Origin of the sequence: Ruegeria spongiae (assembly GCF_023502395.1) — a bacterium.
Taxonomy (GTDB): Bacteria; Pseudomonadota; Alphaproteobacteria; order Rhodobacterales; family Rhodobacteraceae; genus Ruegeria_C; species Ruegeria_C spongiae.
Genome location: NZ_JAMFMB010000013.1, coordinates 77755 through 92192, shown reverse-complemented (window position 1 = coordinate 92192; position 14438 = coordinate 77755). Strand labels below are relative to the sequence as shown.

The window sequence follows — 14438 nt, the reverse complement described above, 5'->3', positions numbered from 1 at the left end:
ATATCATGTATGCCGCCCGTAACGTTATACAATCACATAGAGAGACCGATGTCCAGAAAGCTCCTTCCAGTTTCGATCACCGCTGCGTTAGTGGGTGGAACGGCAATGGCAGATGTTCCGAATGTCGCGGTAGATATCGCGCCAGTGCATTCGTTGGTGGCGCGTGTCATGGATGGCGTTGGGACACCTGATTTGATTGTGCCTCCGGGCGCGTCCCCCCATGAGTACAATCTGCGCCCGTCCGAAGCGGCAGCGCTGCAGGAAGCAGACCTTGTATTCTGGCTTGGCGAAGACCTGACACCCTGGATGGAAGGTGCGGTTGGAACCCTCGCTGATGGCGCGACAGTCACAGCCCTAATGGAGTCTGACGGCACCGTCCTTCTGAATTTCCGCGAGAGTGTTGTGTTCGAAGCGCATAGCCACAGCAATGAGGACGATCATGGAGACAATAACCATGACGTGCACGATGATCATGGTCATGGCGGTCACGACCCACACGCATGGCTGTCACCTGAAAATGCAAACACCTGGCTGACTCTTATCGCAGCCCAGCTGTCTTCTGCTGATCCGGACAATGCTGGTGTTTACCTTGCGAACGCGGCGGCAGCACGTGAAGAGATCGATGCGCTTTCAGCGGATGTGGCCGTCACACTTGAACCGGTTCGCGGCGGTAACTTCATTGTGTTCCACGACGCATATCAATATTTCGAGGACGCATTTGACTTCCCCGCTTCGGGCGCGATTTCAATCGGAGACGCGTCCGACCCCAGCCCTGCACGCATTGCAGAAATTCGGGCTCGTATTAAGAGTGAGGGCATTGACTGTGTTTTGGCTGAACCGCAATTCAACCAGGGAATAGTCGACACTATTCTGGACGGAACCGAAGCCAATACCGGCATGATCGATCCACTTGGGTCTGAACTGGAACCTGGATCGGCTCTGTACCCGCAAGTCATCCGAAACATGGCCAAAACACTGGCCGAGTGCCTTTGACCCACGCGATCAGCCCGGTCAAAGATGAAGCTTTGACAGGGCTGTTCCCGGGCATCCTCGGCAAAGCGCCAGAGCAGATCCGGGAAAACGATCCTGGCGGCAAGGTCGTTTGCTGCAAAGCAGGCCTAAACCACCTTCAGATCAAGCCGCCATTTACGTGCAGCGTCTGTCCACTGATGTAGGATGCTTCAGCGCTTATCAAGAAACATATGCAGTTCGCTATGTCCTGTGGCGACCCAAGACGTTTCAACGGGATGCGGCCTTCGATCTCGTGTAATGCAGCTTCATCCAGACCGTCGCTCGTGCCAGCATCTTTCCGGATGTATCCGGGCACAACGCAGTTCACCGTAATGCCGTCTTTGGCCAATCCCAAAGACAGGCTGCGCACGGCAGTTTCAACAGCGCCTTTCGAGGCTGCGGATGCCGGGAACTGCGGCATGTCAGTACGGAACACATGCGCGGTGAAACTGCTGAGTGCGACGACGCGCGGACAGGACGAAGATTGCAACAGCGGATGGCAGGCCTGAACCAGTTCAAACAGGCTCTGGGTATTTCCGCGAAAGGCATAGGCGATGTCTTCTGGCGTCATGGCGTCCAGAGCTACCAGCAAGGGAAAACCCGCATTGGCGACAAGCGCATCCAGATCTCCGAACCGGTTTTTGTGAGCCGCGACGATTTCGTGACCGGTTCCGGGTTCCGCAAGATCACCGATCACCGTTTCCACTTCGGCACCTTTGTTGCGCGCCTGGTTCGCCACGTCCTCCAGGCGTTTGGCAGACCGACGTGTATGCAACGTCAGACATGCGCCTGTTTGGGCCAGCTTAAGGGCTGTGGCAGCCCCGATGCCGGATGCGGCGCCCGTGACAATTGCGGATATACCTCTGGTCATTGACTGGTGTCCTCCCATGTCTGGTCGGCCACCCAGTTGCAGAAATTTCCTACTGCGCTGACGCGCCGATGCGCGCGTGGCAGCACCAGAAAGAACCCCGGCACCTGGTCCGGCGGCATGCCGAGCAACAGACCTTCGCCCAGTGGCGCGACCAGATCGCCCGCCCGAATGTCGTGATGAGCGTCAACACGGGAAATCAACCCGACACCCATTCCAGATAATGTAGCCCGCCGCATCGTGGCCGCATCGTGAAATGCCAATTCCGACGAAGCGCCAGGTGCTTTGACATTCAGAAAGCCCAGAATATCCGTCCACAGAGTATTCTGCAAAACCGGGTGCAGGAGGCGCTGCTTGGCCAGATCCTCTGGCGTCCTTATCTGCGTCGCGAGTTCTGGCGTGCAACAGATGACCTTGTGATCCTTGATCAGCAGTTCCGTCTCAAGATCGCCCCAGCCGCCATAGCCCCATTGCACCGCGACATCGATATCGTCACGTTTGAAATCCGGCGTTTCAACCATTGTCGTCAGACGCAGATCGGATTGGGGCACGGATTCGCGAAAGCTTTCGAGCCGGGGCAATAGGTAGCGCGTTGCAAAATAGGGCGAAACGTTCAGGGTGATCCGGTCCTGATACTTCTTGGTTGTTACGCGACGCACGCCTTCGGCCAATTCCTCGAACCCGGCCTCGACATACCGGGCCAGCAGCACGGCGGCCTCGGTTGGCTCAATCGACCGCCCGCGCCGTTCGAACAGCGAGACCTGCAACGTGTCTTCCAGCAGTTTGATCTGCTGGCTGACAGCCTGAGGCGTCACAAGCAATTCATCTGCCGCGCCCCGGATCGATCCGTGGCGCGCCGCTGCATGAAACGCCTTGATAGCGTTCAGCGGAGGAAGTCTGAAACGGTTGGTGCTCATCGATCTCCGAAGGTCAGATCACTGCCTTTTCCAGGAACGGTTCGTTGCGGACGATCCTATCATAACCAATTTCGCTGAGGTCAAGAGTTCGAAACGCGCCGTAGGTGATCCATTCGGATATGCCGCGGCCAACGGCAGGGGACTGCTGCAAACCATGGCCAGAAAATCCGTTGGCAAAGAGGAAATTCTTCACCTCATTATGCGGCCCTGCGATCACGTTGTGATCCAGCGTGTTGAACGCATAATGCCCGGCCCAGAAGTTGATCAGCTTGATCGCCTCAAACGCCTCGGAGCGTTCCGCAAGGTCCATCCAGATGCGTTCAAACTCTTCGTGCCGAGGTTCGAAATCGTCCCAGTCAACTGCCGGGTCATCGGCAGGCGCGGTGCCGGACAGGAAGTATTTGCCTTCCGGGCGGCAGAACGTCCCCGACGGGTCGATCATAAGCGGCAAGCGCCCGTTGTTGACCGTGGCCGTGCCTTCGGGGGTCTTTGCACAGTCAAAGACAAAGAGAGAGCGTTTGCGAGGCTCAACCGGCACGTTCAGCCCGGCCATGGCGGCGGTCTGCGCCGCGCGTGGGCCGGACGCGTTGACCAGGGTACCGCAGGTGATGGTCTGACCGGATTTCAGCACGACACCGGTAATCCGATCGCCGTCACGATTGATACCTACCACTTCGTCGATCAGGTAATCGGCGCCCTGCGCGCGGGCCTTCTTGCGGAACCCGTTCATCAAACCGGTGTTCGAGAACCATCCCTCACCCGACTGGCCATAGCTGGCCAGTTGCAAATCATCGACGCGCAGATGCGGAAAGGCCGCTTTGATCTGGTCGGGTTCCCACAGCACGACATCCGCGCCCAGGGATTTCTGCACCTCATGGTTTTCGCGCAGAATCTGCACCTGCTCGCCGGTCGACGCCAGAAACAGGTAACCCCCTTCGTGGAAGCTGAGATCGGGCTTGTCCCCATCGACTTCCATCGTGTCGGCAAATTCACGGATGAACTTCGTGCCGAACTGGCCGATCTGCACATTGATCGGGTTCGAGAACTGGTTGCGGATGGCGCTGGAACTCAGCGAGGTTGACGCCTGCGCGAAAGTGGGGTCGCGCTCGATGATCAGAACCGAGCCGTCGAAATCCGGGTTGGCAGTCAGAAAATAGGCGACCGCCGAGCCGATCACCGCTCCGCCGATGATCACCACATCATAGCTGTCACGCATCACTTGCCCTCATCATCAGGATGACCCAATTCGCAGAACCAGCCGCCAAGAAACCTGACACCCGGCGCGTTTGGATCAGGTATGTCCGTCTTCGCTTCCATCGCGTCCCGGAAGTGTTCGGTGTTGTCTTTCGGGCGATAACCAATGTGGCCCGCTTTGCTGTCGTCCACCACTTTGAGACGATTGTTCGATATGCCGAACCCGATCGTATGTCCGACGCGCGGCGCGGTCAGGCCCTGTTCAACATAGCGGACGCAATCCGAAAACGAGAGCCAGCTCCACAGCATCCGCCGGTCCGCCGGTTCCGGGAAGGACGAGAAGATGCGCAGGCACAGGCTTTCGATGCCAAACTTGTCCCAATACAGGCGGGACAGGCTTTCGACAAAGTTCTTCGACACGCCGTACAGGCTGTCGGGCCGTACCGGACTGTCGGCGTCGATATGCGCCTCGACCTCGTGATAGCCGATGGCGTGAACCGAAGAGGCGTAGATCACGCGCTTCACACCGTTTTTCCGCGCGCCCTCATAGATGTGATAAGACCCGCGGATGTTGCTGTCGAGGATGGTCTCGAAGTCGACCTCCAGCGGCGCGCCGCCGAAATGCACGATGGCGTCAACGTCCTTGGTCAGCGCCATGACGGCGTCATAATCACCCAGTTCACAGACCACGGCCTCTTCATTGGGTTGCACATCCCCAATCTCGACCCGGTCCGAAATACGGATATGTTTGGCCAGCGGTGCCAGACCTTTGCGCAGCTCAGAGCCCAGACGGCCTGCGGCCCCGGTGATCAGGATACGGTTGAATTGAGTCATATCGGGTTCCTCAGCGCAGACGCGCAACAGCGTCGCGGATACGGGTGATGGCGGCGCTCAGCACCTCATCGGACGTGGCGGTGGACAGGCGAAAAAAGGGCGACAGGCCGTAGGCGCCGCCGGGTACAGCGGCCACGCGAGCCTCGTCCAGCAGGAACTTGGTCACAGCCGTGTCGTCCGCAAGGATTGTGCCATTGGGCGTGGTGCGCCCGATCAGAGCGGTGCAGTCGATATAGGCATAAAACGCTCCCTGCGGTGCGTCCAGCGCCAGTTCTGGAATGGCGTTGATGCCCGCAACGACCAGATCGCGGCGACGTTCGAAGGCCGCGCGAAAGCGCGCCACCTCGTCTTGCGGGCCGTTCAGCGCGGCCACCGTCGCCGCCTGCGCAATCGAGCAGGCATTGGTGGTGGATTGGCTCTGTACGGTGGTCATGCCCTTGATCAGGGCGGCGGGACCAGCCCCGTAGCCGATGCGCCAGCCCGTCATGGCATAGGCTTTGGAGACGCCGTTCACGATCAGCGTGCGATCGCGCAATTCCGGGCAGGCTTGTCCGAACGAGACGAATTCCAGCCCGTCAAACAGGATATGCTCGTAGATCTCATCCGACAGGATCAGCAGGTTGGGATGATCACCCAGAACCTGCCCCAGCGCCTTCAGCTCGGCATCGGAATAGACCGCGCCCGACGGGTTGCCCGGCATGTTCAGGAACAGCCATTTGGATTTCGGCGTAATCGCGGCCGCCAGCGCCTCGGGTGTCAGCTTGAACCCATCCGCCCGCGAACATTCGACGACAACGGGCTTGCCGCCCAGCATCAGCGCCATGTCCGGGTAGGACACGAAATAGGGCGCGGCGAGGATCACCTCATCACCCTCTTCCAGTGTCGCCATCAGAGCGTTGAAGATGATCTGCTTGGCCCCGTTGGCCACGACGATCTCATCGGCGGCAAAGTCCAGACCGTTCTCGCGCTTGAACTTGCCTGCCACCGCAGCCTTGGTCGCGGGCGCACCGCCGGTCGCGGTATAGCGGGTGTCGCCCTCGATCGCCGCCTTGTGCGCGGCCTCGATGATATGGGCGGGGGTGTTGAAGTCCGGCTCTCCAAGACCCAGATCAGCTACGTCCACGCCCTGTGCCGCCAGGGCCTTGGCGGCCTGGCTGACCGCCATTGACGGCGACGGTTTCACCTGCGCCATGCGTTTTGCAAGCATTGTCATTTCTCTTCCGTTACGTATCCGGCCAACCGGTCGGTGGCCTGTGCTTCTGGCGCGCGTTCTTCTGCCGGGCCGAACCCGCCGCCGCCGGGGGCCTTCAGGATCAGGCGTTTACCCGCAGGGACGTGTTGCCACCCTTTCGGGCGCAGCTGGGTGCCGTCGCACAGCTCGACAACGCCGGGCGCACCATTTTCACCGCCATCCCGGCCACGCGCCGGGTGGTTGACCCGGTCGAACATGGCGGAAAAGTCGAATTCGTGACCCTCGGCAGGTGCAATTTCGATGATCTGGCCCAGACCACCGCGCAGCTTGCCTGCACCACCGCTGTCGGGGCGCAATTCCTTGCGCCAGACAACAATGGGGCCGGTGTGTTCGGTGGCTTCGATCGGCATTGTATGCACGCCCGATGGGAATGCTGTCGCGCCCAAACCATCCAGTTCAGGCCGCGCACCGGTGCCGCCAGAGTTGAACATCAGAACTTCGGAGTTGCGACCCTGACCGCCCGCTTCGGGGCGGACCGAAATGTGAATATTCCACAGCGCCGCCGCGCCTTCGGCCATGATCTGCCCGGGAAGGGCTTTGGCCAGCGCCCCAAGAACCAGATCAGGCACCATATGGCCCATGACATGGCGGAGGGAGACGGGCGCTGGCCGCTCTGCGTTCAGGATGTTGGTGGGAGACGTTACCGTAAACGGTTCCAGAGACGCAGAGTTGTTCGGGATATCGGGCGCCACGACGCATTTCACGGCGTAGCAGGCGTAAGCCTTGGAATAGATCAGCGGGCAGTTGATGCCCCATTTGCTTTGCCCGTCGGTGCCGTTGAAATCGACATTCACTTCTCCGTCCTTGACCGAGAGCGTCGTCGCCAGATTGACCGGCACGTCATAGCCATCAACGGTCATCTCGTTCTGCCAGCTTCCCTTCGGCAGCGCAGCGATCCGTTCCAGCGTTGCGGCCCGCGAGCGGGAGAAGATGAATTCGCCCAGACCACTCAGGTCGTCCATCCCGGTTTCGGTCATCATGTCGACCAGACGGCGATGGCCGACCTCGTTACAGGCCGCCAGCGAATAGAAATCACCGACCACCTGATTGGACTCGCGCACGTTGTTGCGCAGAATGTTGATCAGGTCCCGGTTCACCTTGCCGCGTTCGGCGAATTTCATGATCGGGATCAGGATGCCTTCTTCGTAAACGGACTTGCCATCCGCCCCGAAGCCGCGCCCGCCGACGTCAACCACATGCGCGGTACAGGCAAAAAACGCCACCAGTTTGCCATCCTTGAATGACGGCGCGACCATGGTGATGTCATGCAGGTGACCTGTGCCCTTCCACGGGTCGTTGGTTACGTAACAATCGCCCTCATACATCTCATCGCGCGGAATTTCGGCGAGGAAATGCAATACGGCCTCGGCCATGGTGTTCACATGCCCCGGCGTGCCGGTCACGGCCTGCGCCAGCATCAGACCCTCGGGTGAGAACACACCGGCCGACAGGTCTCCCGCCTCACGAACCGAGGTCGAAAAGGCGGTGCGCAGGAGTGTCAGCGCCTGTTCCTCGACGACCGAGATCAGGCGGTTCCACATCACCTGCATGCGGATTTCGGAAAGTCCGGCCATGGATCAGGCTCCTTTTTGTGCGCGACCGTCAAGTGCGGTTTTGCGGATCATGAGAATGGTTCCGTCGCCCTGCAGCACGGCGTCAAAGGGCGAGGTCACGACGGTCGAGGTTTCGCGCTCGACGATCACCGCCGGGCCTTCGACCCGATCGCCTGCGGACAGGGTATCGCGTTCGATGATGCGGCTGTCTTGCAAGCCGTCACTGCTGGGGTCGAAAACCGGACGCACATCGGCACCATTGGTGATCTGTCCGGCCATCAGCAGGTCCTGCCGTTCGGGCGCGGGGCGGATATCGCTGGCTTTCATCGACCAGGTGACAATCTCGATCTCCAACCCGCTCAACCCATCGATCGCGCGGCCAAAGAAGCGCGTATAGTTCTCGCGGAAACGGTCGCGGATCAGGTCGATATCATCGCTGGTCAGGGTGCGGTCGGGGATGGCCACCGGGATTTCCCAGCCCTGACCCTGATAGCGCATGAAGCCGACGATCTCGCGCTTGATCTCACCATCGGTACCGGCGCGGACAAACCGCTCGGCGGTCTCGCGCAGCTCGGTCAGCATGGTGTTTACGCCGTCCACGTCGAACTCGGACAGGCGCACGAGGCGCGAGGCCAGCGCCTCGTACCCGAAGGGCGCCTTGAGGAAACCAATGGCCGATCCAACGCCTGCGCCCGGCGGGATCAGGCATTGATCCACCCCCAGTTTCTCGCAAAGCCGCGCGGCGTGCAGCGGTGCCGCCCCACCAAAGGCGATCATCACGTTGTCCGAGATGTTCTTGCCATTCTCAACCGCGTGAACCCGCGCGGCGTTGGCCATGTTCTCGTCAACAACTTCGACAATGCCAAAGGCGGCTTCCAGAGGGTCCAGCGACAGCTTGTCACCAACATCCTTGCCAATCGCCTTGCTTGAGGCGTCCTTGGACAGGCGGATCGCGCCACCGGCAAAATTGTCGGGATCAATCTTGCCCAGCATCAGATCCGCATCGGTAATTGCAGGCCGATCCCCACCGCACTGATAACAGGCGGGGCCGGGCTCGGAAGCGGCGCTTTCCGGGCCGGTCTGGATCCGCCCCATCGCATCGACCCAGGCGATAGAGCCACCACCGGCACCGATCTCGATCATCTCGATCACCGGGATCGAGATTGGCATGCCCGAGCCCTTGCAAAAGCGGTAGGTGCGCGCGACCTCGAAGGTGCGGGCCGTCTGGGGTTGGAAATCCTCGATCAGGCAGATCTTGGCGGTGGTCCCGCCCATGTCATAGCTGACCACCTTTTCGAGGCCGAACCGGGCCGCCACATCGGCGGCAAATATCGCACCGCCAGCCGGGCCGGATTCGACCAGCCGCACCGGGAATTCAATCGCGGTTTCGACCGAAATCAAACCACCGCCGGAATGGATCATGAAGACCGGGCAATGTGCACCCTGCGCCAGCAGGCGGGATTGCAGGCGGGTCAGATAATCCTCCATCTGCGGCCGCACATAGGCATTGGCGCAGACGGTGTTGAACCGCTCGAACTCGCGCATCTGGGGGGACACTTCGGCACTGATCGAGATCGGCAGGCCGGGCAGTTTTGCCGCCAGAATTTCGCGCGCGCGCTCTTCATGGGTGGGGTTCTGGTAGGAATGGATGAAACCGATCGCCACCGCGCCAAATCCACCGTCACGGATTTCATCGGCCAGCGCCTCGAGCCGCGCCTCGTCCAGCGGCTGCAACTCTCTGCCCTGTGCATCGATGCGCCCTGCCACCGGGAACCGGTCCTGACGTGGAATCAGAGGCGTGGGCAGCTTGAGGTTCAGATCATATTGCTCGAACCGGTTCTCGGTCCGCATTTCGATCACGTCCCGGAACCCTTCGGTGGTGACCAGGGCAGTCTTGGCCCCGCGACGTTCGATCAAGGCATTTGTGGCCAGCGTGGTGCCGTGAATGACGATGTCGAGATCGCCGAACCCGATCCCGGCCTGTTCCGTCACGATGGCGATCCCGTCGAGGATCGCCTGTTCCGGCGCAGTATAGTTGGTCAGAACCTTGGTCGAGTGGATCTCGCCACGGACGTCCAGCGCGATGTCGGTGAAGGTGCCGCCAATATCGGCGCCCAGGCGGATATCTTGTGTCGTCATGCCACAGCTCCTTTCGCAGCATCCCGCATCTGACTGAGGGTCTGGCGCGGTGTCAGCGCCTCTGGGGAGATATTGAGCTCCAACACCGCGCCGGTATCCGATGCCATCGCGCGTTCAAACGCGGCCTCGAATTCCTCGGTCTTTTCCACCCGTTCGGCGTGATAGCCATAGGATTTGGCAAGTGTCACAAAATCGGGGTTCTCAAGCGTCGTGCCCGAGATACGTTCGGGATAGGTCTTTTCCTGATGCATGCGGATGGTGCCGTAGATGCCGTTGTTCAGGATCAGCACGATGGGCTGCGCGCCCGCCTGCATGGCGGTGCCGAGTTCCTGACAATTCATCTGGAAATCACCGTCACCGGCAAAACAGACCACGGTACGTTCAGGGTGCGCGACCTTGGCGGCGACGGCGGCAGGCAGACCATAGCCCATCGCACCCGATTGCGGCGCGAGCAGGCGCTGGCCGGGGCCGAATTTGAAGAATTTGTTGGGCCAGACAGTGAAGTTGCCCGCCCCGTTGGTCAGCACAGTATCCGCTGGCAGGCGGTCGCGGAGGTAGGCCGTCACCTTGCCCATGTCGACCGGGCTGGGCAGATCAGGAAGATCAAACGCGGCCTCAAAGGCAGAACGTGCCTCACTACGCCAGTCGGCCCAATCGCCACTGACCGTGTTTTCCGCCAAAGCTTTGGCAAAGGCGTTGTTTCCGGCCTGAACAGCCAGATCGGGGATATAGACCTTGCCCAGTTCGCGATCCGAGGCATGCACATGGATCAGCTTCTGCGCTGGTTTGGGAACCTCCAGCAGGGTGTAGCCATCCGTTGTCATCTCGCCAAAGCGGACGCCGATGGCAAGGATCAGATCCGAGTCCTTGATCAGCTTCTTGGTCGCAGGCGTCATGCCCACCCCTGCATCGCCCACATAGGTGGCAGAGTGGTTGTCATAGAGATCCTGAAACCGGAATGCGGCCAGAACCGGCAGGTCCGAGGCTTCGGCGAACCGTTGCAGCGCCGCGCTGCCCTCGGCTTTCCAGCCGCCGCCACCCATCAGGATGAGCGGGCGCTTGGCCTCGGCCAGGGACGAAAGAACCGTCCGCATCGCGTCTGGCGAGGGGGCGGCCTCTTCGACGGGCATCGGGCCGGTAAGGGCGGGAACGGAGGTCATGTCGGTCAGCATGTCTTCGGGCAGGGCGACAACCACCGGTCCGGGACGGCCCGTGGTGGCTGTGGTCCAGACCCGCGCGATGATCTCGGGGATGCGATCAACGTCGTCGATCTCGGTGGCCCATTTGGCGACGGTGCCAAAATAGGCGCGGTAGTCGATTTCCTGAAACGCCTCGCGGCCTTTCATGTCCGTGCCCACCTGACCCACGAACAGGATCATCGGGGCGCTGTCCTGCATCGCCGTATGCACACCGATCGAGGCATTGGTCGCACCGGGACCGCGCGTGACAAAACAAATGCCCGGAGTTCCTGTCAGCTTGCCGTAGGCCGCCGCCATGAAGCCCGCACCGCCCTCGTTGCGGCACAGGGTGAAATCCAGCGCACCCCGGGTGTCATGCAGGGCGTCCAGTACCGCCAGATAGCTTTCGCCCGGAACGCCGAAACTGTGCCGTGCCCCAAGGGCCTGCAGGCATTCGACAATCAATTTTCCGCCATTTCGTTCAGTCATTTCGGACCTGTCACTTTAAGGTTTCTAGGGCCTAGCCTAGCGCTGCCTGACCAAGCGCGTCGGTGCAGAAATTCTTGGAACCGCAAAGAATTTCTGCACCCAGCCCGCATCAGATTACGCCGTAGTAAGGTTTGCGTGCCAGCGTTTCGTGTACGTAGTTGATCATGGTGATGAAATCGAAGACCGGCAGCCCCGTCGCCGCCTGAACCGCATGCGCATAAGGCGGCAGATCGCTGCACTCCAGCAGGATGGCGCCCAGATCATCATGATCGGCTTGAAGCTGTTCGGCCACTTCGACCACGCCTTTGCGGATGCCGTCATCATCCAGCTCGCCGATATTGGCGATGATGCCCTGCATGAAAGCTTCTTTGCTTTCCATGCCGCCGATGGCCAGCGGGATATCCTCGGAAATGCCGGTCCCCGAGTAGTGCGCGGGTTTCAGGCAGGTCGAATCCGCGGTGATGATACCCACGCGCTTGCCGGTGATCTGGTGCACGAACGGCACCTGCAGCAAACTGGACGCAAAGACCGGGATATCGACCGCGGCAGCAATTTCTTTCTGAAACAAGGCCATGAAACCGCAAGCGCCGGTAATCGCCTTGACCCCTTCGTCCTGCAGCTTGCGTGCGGCCGCGATGAAGGGCTCGATCAGTGTCGGGTCAGCCTGATAGAGCAGCCTGTCAGCCGTGGCGCCTTCGACCACGGCGTAACGCACGGGGAAGTCATAGGTGGTGGCATTGGCAACATTGCCGGGCAAAAACGGGTAATAGCAATCGAGCACCAGAATACCGATTGTCTCACCGGCCCAGCTCTGGCTTTTCAGGCGTGATTTGTAGATCATCGTCAGCCCCTTATGCGTAAATGTAACCGCCCGAGACGATGATGTTCTCGCCGGTCATATAGGTGTTCTTTGGCCCACCGGCCATCAGGATCCATTCGGCCATCTCGCGCGGCTCGCCGCCGCGACCCAGCGGGCTGGCGGCCGCCAATTCGCCCAGGAACCCGGCCTCACGCGCTTTATCGGTGGCCATGCCTGCAGGCGCAACCGAATTCACCAGTATATTGTCCGGCGCGACCTCATGCGCAAAGCTCTTGGTCAGGCTGACCACGGCTGCTTTGGTTGCGGCATAATGGGCGTTCTGCGGATGGGCCTTGAACGCGTCCACCGACGTGATGTTGACGATCCGGCCCTTGACCACGTCATCGCTTTCCTGTGCCCGGAACTGCTTGATCGCCGCCACACATATGTGAAACGTGCCCTTGATGTTGACCGCGTTCGAGGCGTCCCAATCCGCATCGGTGATCTCAAGCATCGGTTTGCGCGGATAGATCGCGGCCGAGTTGATCACGGTATCCACCTGGCCCAAGGTTTCGGCCACCTGCGCAAAGGCCGCATGGGCGGCATCCGCTGTACGGATATCTCCGGCGGCCGAGGCAGTTTTGAGACCGGCAGCGCGGGCAGAGGCCAGCGCCGCGTCGGCGGCATCGCCATCGACATCGATAATGCCAACCCCGGTGGCGCCGCTTGCCACCGCCATATCGGCCAGCAAAAGGCCCAGTCCCGCACCGCCGCCCACGATCACAACAGACAATCCGTCCATCTCAGTCTTCCTTCTGAGCAAACCCACCGCCCCCAACGAACTGGGCCGTGGGCAAAATATCAAAGCGGGTCACATCCACATGCGCGGGCATTTGCAGCACCGACAGCAGCATTTTGGCCACGTCGTCGGGCTGGACAGCGTCAAAGGCCGCGTACATGTCGGCGCGGGCACGGTCGGTCAGCACCTTTTCATAGAGGTTGGTCTCGACCCGGCCCGCCACGATTTCGGTCACACGCACGCCGGACCCTGCAATGTCGCAGCGCAATGCAGCGGCGAAGCTGGAGATCGCAGCCTTTGAGGCCCCGTAAACCGCCATATTCGGAAACGGCGCCTGACCGGCGGTTGATCCGGTGAAAAACACATGTCCCCGCCTGCGTGCCATCATCCCGGGCAGGATCAGGCGGGTGGTGGCAAGGGCCGCGCTCAGGTTGACTTCAAGCGTGGTGTCGATGTCCGACTGGTCCATCTGGTCGAACCCGGTGACAGGCGGGATAACACCGGCATTGTTGACCAACACGTCGATCTCTTCGCCTTCCAGCGCGGTGGCCAGCGCCTCGCGGTCGGTCAGATCCAGTGCCAGAGGCTGCACACCGGCGGTCGCCTGCATCTTCTCAAGCGTCGTGGCGCTGCGCCCCAGAGCGATGACCTGATAACCCGCGCCAGCCAGCGCAAAGGTGATGGCTTTGCCGATGCCGCTGGTTGCCCCTGTGACCAGCGCGGTTTGCGCTGGCCCGCTCATGCTTTTACAACTTTCAGCAGACGCCCTTCGACCATGCTGACCGCACGGGTCAGCGGAAAGCCGATGCAGAAGTAGATGATGGCAACAGCTGACAGGATCTCGATCGGGCGGGCCACGTTATTGGCGATGTTCTGGCCGACATACATCAGGTCCGCCATGCCCACGGCCGAAACCAGCGCGCTTTCCTTGAACAGCGACACCACGTTCGACAGCAGGTTCGGGACCGCCCGCAGCACCGCCTGCGGCAGGATCACAAAGATCGTGCGCACACCATTGGGCAGACCCAACGCGGTACAGGCATCAAACTGGCTGGCCTCGATGGATTTCAGTGCGGCGCGAAAGCTTTCTGAGGTGATGGCGCCGCTATAAAGCGACAAGGCGATGACTGCCGAGGTGAAACCGCTCATATCAACGCCCAGAAACAGCGGCAGGCAGAAGAAGATCCAGAACAGCTGCACCAGAACCGGCGTCCCGCGAAAGAACTCCACATACAGGGTGGAAATCCAGTAGATGAACAGGTTCTTCGATGTGCGCCCCATGCTGAGGATGAAACCCCAGATCAGGCCCAGCACCACCGCCAGCCCCACGAATTGCAACGTGGTCAGCAGCCCGCGCCACAGGACACCGGAATATTCCAGGAGGAATGAGAAATCGAGTTCCATA

General features: G+C 60.6%; 13 protein-coding genes. 1 reads left to right on the top strand and 12 read right to left on the bottom strand.

Features of this window, described 5'->3' with window-relative positions:
• The first annotated feature begins 48 nt into the window (after nt 1-48).
• Entirely contained in the window at nt 49-993 is a 945-nt protein-coding gene (locus M3P21_RS11805; protein ID WP_249710204.1) for a zinc ABC transporter substrate-binding protein, read from the top strand.
• Nucleotides 994-1129: 136 nt separating this feature from the next.
• On the opposite strand, the gene M3P21_RS11800 is transcribed toward M3P21_RS11805, so the two are convergent.
• The 12 genes from M3P21_RS11800 to M3P21_RS11745 all read right to left on the bottom strand — a co-directional run bounded on the left by M3P21_RS11800 (nt 1130) and on the right by M3P21_RS11745 (nt 14437).
• Entirely contained in the window at nt 1130-1882 is a 753-nt protein-coding gene (locus tag M3P21_RS11800; RefSeq protein WP_249710203.1) for an SDR family NAD(P)-dependent oxidoreductase, read from the bottom strand.
• Nucleotides 1879-2796, bottom strand: coding sequence for a LysR substrate-binding domain-containing protein (locus M3P21_RS11795; RefSeq protein WP_249710202.1), 918 nt, complete (start codon nt 2794-2796; stop codon nt 1879-1881). Before M3P21_RS11795 ends, M3P21_RS11800 begins: the two co-directional genes overlap by 4 nt.
• 13 nt (nt 2797-2809) lie before the next feature.
• Nucleotides 2810-4012, bottom strand: coding sequence for an NAD(P)/FAD-dependent oxidoreductase (locus M3P21_RS11790; RefSeq protein WP_249710200.1), 1203 nt, complete (start codon nt 4010-4012; stop codon nt 2810-2812).
• Nucleotides 4012-4824 (bottom strand): NAD-dependent epimerase/dehydratase family protein, encoded by an 813-nt coding sequence (locus tag M3P21_RS11785; protein ID WP_249710199.1) that lies wholly within the window; start codon nt 4822-4824, stop codon nt 4012-4014. Before M3P21_RS11785 ends, M3P21_RS11790 begins: the two co-directional genes overlap by 1 nt.
• A 10-nt stretch (nt 4825-4834) precedes the next feature.
• Nucleotides 4835-6037, bottom strand: coding sequence for a pyridoxal phosphate-dependent aminotransferase (locus M3P21_RS11780; protein WP_249710198.1), 1203 nt, complete (start codon nt 6035-6037; stop codon nt 4835-4837).
• Nucleotides 6034-7650 carry a hydantoinase B/oxoprolinase family protein gene (locus tag M3P21_RS11775; protein ID WP_249710197.1) on the bottom strand — a complete coding sequence of 539 codons (1617 nt, stop codon included), beginning with the start codon at nt 7648-7650 and terminating at the stop codon, nt 6034-6036. Before M3P21_RS11775 ends, M3P21_RS11780 begins: the two co-directional genes overlap by 4 nt.
• Before the next feature lie 3 nt (nt 7651-7653).
• Entirely contained in the window at nt 7654-9768 is a 2115-nt protein-coding gene (locus tag M3P21_RS11770) for a hydantoinase/oxoprolinase family protein (protein WP_249710196.1), read from the bottom strand.
• Nucleotides 9765-11435: a thiamine pyrophosphate-binding protein gene (locus tag M3P21_RS11765; RefSeq protein WP_249710195.1), complete on the bottom strand. Its 1671-nt coding sequence runs from the start codon at nt 11433-11435 to the stop codon at nt 9765-9767. Before M3P21_RS11765 ends, M3P21_RS11770 begins: the two co-directional genes overlap by 4 nt.
• A gap of 109 nt (nt 11436-11544) precedes the next feature.
• A complete protein-coding gene (locus M3P21_RS11760) occupies nt 11545-12276 on the bottom strand; it encodes an aspartate/glutamate racemase family protein (RefSeq protein ID WP_249710194.1) in 732 nt (243 codons plus the stop codon).
• A gap of 10 nt (nt 12277-12286) precedes the next feature.
• Nucleotides 12287-13036: an SDR family NAD(P)-dependent oxidoreductase gene (locus tag M3P21_RS11755; protein WP_249710192.1), complete on the bottom strand. Its 750-nt coding sequence runs from the start codon at nt 13034-13036 to the stop codon at nt 12287-12289.
• 1 nt (nt 13037) lies between these two features.
• On the bottom strand, nt 13038-13775 hold the full coding sequence (locus M3P21_RS11750) for an SDR family oxidoreductase (protein WP_249710191.1): 738 nt from the start codon (nt 13773-13775) through the stop codon (nt 13038-13040).
• Nucleotides 13772-14437, bottom strand: coding sequence for an amino acid ABC transporter permease (locus tag M3P21_RS11745; RefSeq protein ID WP_249710190.1), 666 nt, complete (start codon nt 14435-14437; stop codon nt 13772-13774). The genes M3P21_RS11750 and M3P21_RS11745 overlap by 4 nt, the downstream gene beginning before the upstream one ends.
• Nucleotide 14438: the final 1 nt, after the last annotated feature.

Coding starts and splice junctions, on each gene's coding strand:
- M3P21_RS11805 (WP_249710204.1), top strand. CDS start 49: ATGTCCAGAAAGCTCCTTCCAGTTTCGATCACCGCTGCGTTAGTGGGT.
- M3P21_RS11770 (WP_249710196.1), bottom strand. CDS start 9,768: ATGACGACACAAGATATCCGCCTGGGCGCCGATATTGGCGGCACCTTC.
- M3P21_RS11755 (WP_249710192.1), bottom strand. CDS start 13,036: ATGGACGGATTGTCTGTTGTGATCGTGGGCGGCGGTGCGGGACTGGGC.
- M3P21_RS11750 (WP_249710191.1), bottom strand. CDS start 13,775: ATGAGCGGGCCAGCGCAAACCGCGCTGGTCACAGGGGCAACCAGCGGC.
- M3P21_RS11745 (WP_249710190.1), bottom strand. CDS start 14,437: ATGGAACTCGATTTCTCATTCCTCCTGGAATATTCCGGTGTCCTGTGG.
- M3P21_RS11800 (WP_249710203.1), bottom strand. CDS start 1,882: ATGACCAGAGGTATATCCGCAATTGTCACGGGCGCCGCATCCGGCATC.
- M3P21_RS11775 (WP_249710197.1), bottom strand. CDS start 7,650: ATGGCCGGACTTTCCGAAATCCGCATGCAGGTGATGTGGAACCGCCTG.
- M3P21_RS11780 (WP_249710198.1), bottom strand. CDS start 6,037: ATGACAATGCTTGCAAAACGCATGGCGCAGGTGAAACCGTCGCCGTCA.
- M3P21_RS11765 (WP_249710195.1), bottom strand. CDS start 11,435: ATGACTGAACGAAATGGCGGAAAATTGATTGTCGAATGCCTGCAGGCC.
- M3P21_RS11795 (WP_249710202.1), bottom strand. CDS start 2,796: ATGAGCACCAACCGTTTCAGACTTCCTCCGCTGAACGCTATCAAGGCG.
- M3P21_RS11785 (WP_249710199.1), bottom strand. CDS start 4,824: ATGACTCAATTCAACCGTATCCTGATCACCGGGGCCGCAGGCCGTCTG.
- M3P21_RS11760 (WP_249710194.1), bottom strand. CDS start 12,276: ATGATCTACAAATCACGCCTGAAAAGCCAGAGCTGGGCCGGTGAGACA.
- M3P21_RS11790 (WP_249710200.1), bottom strand. CDS start 4,012: ATGCGTGACAGCTATGATGTGGTGATCATCGGCGGAGCGGTGATCGGC.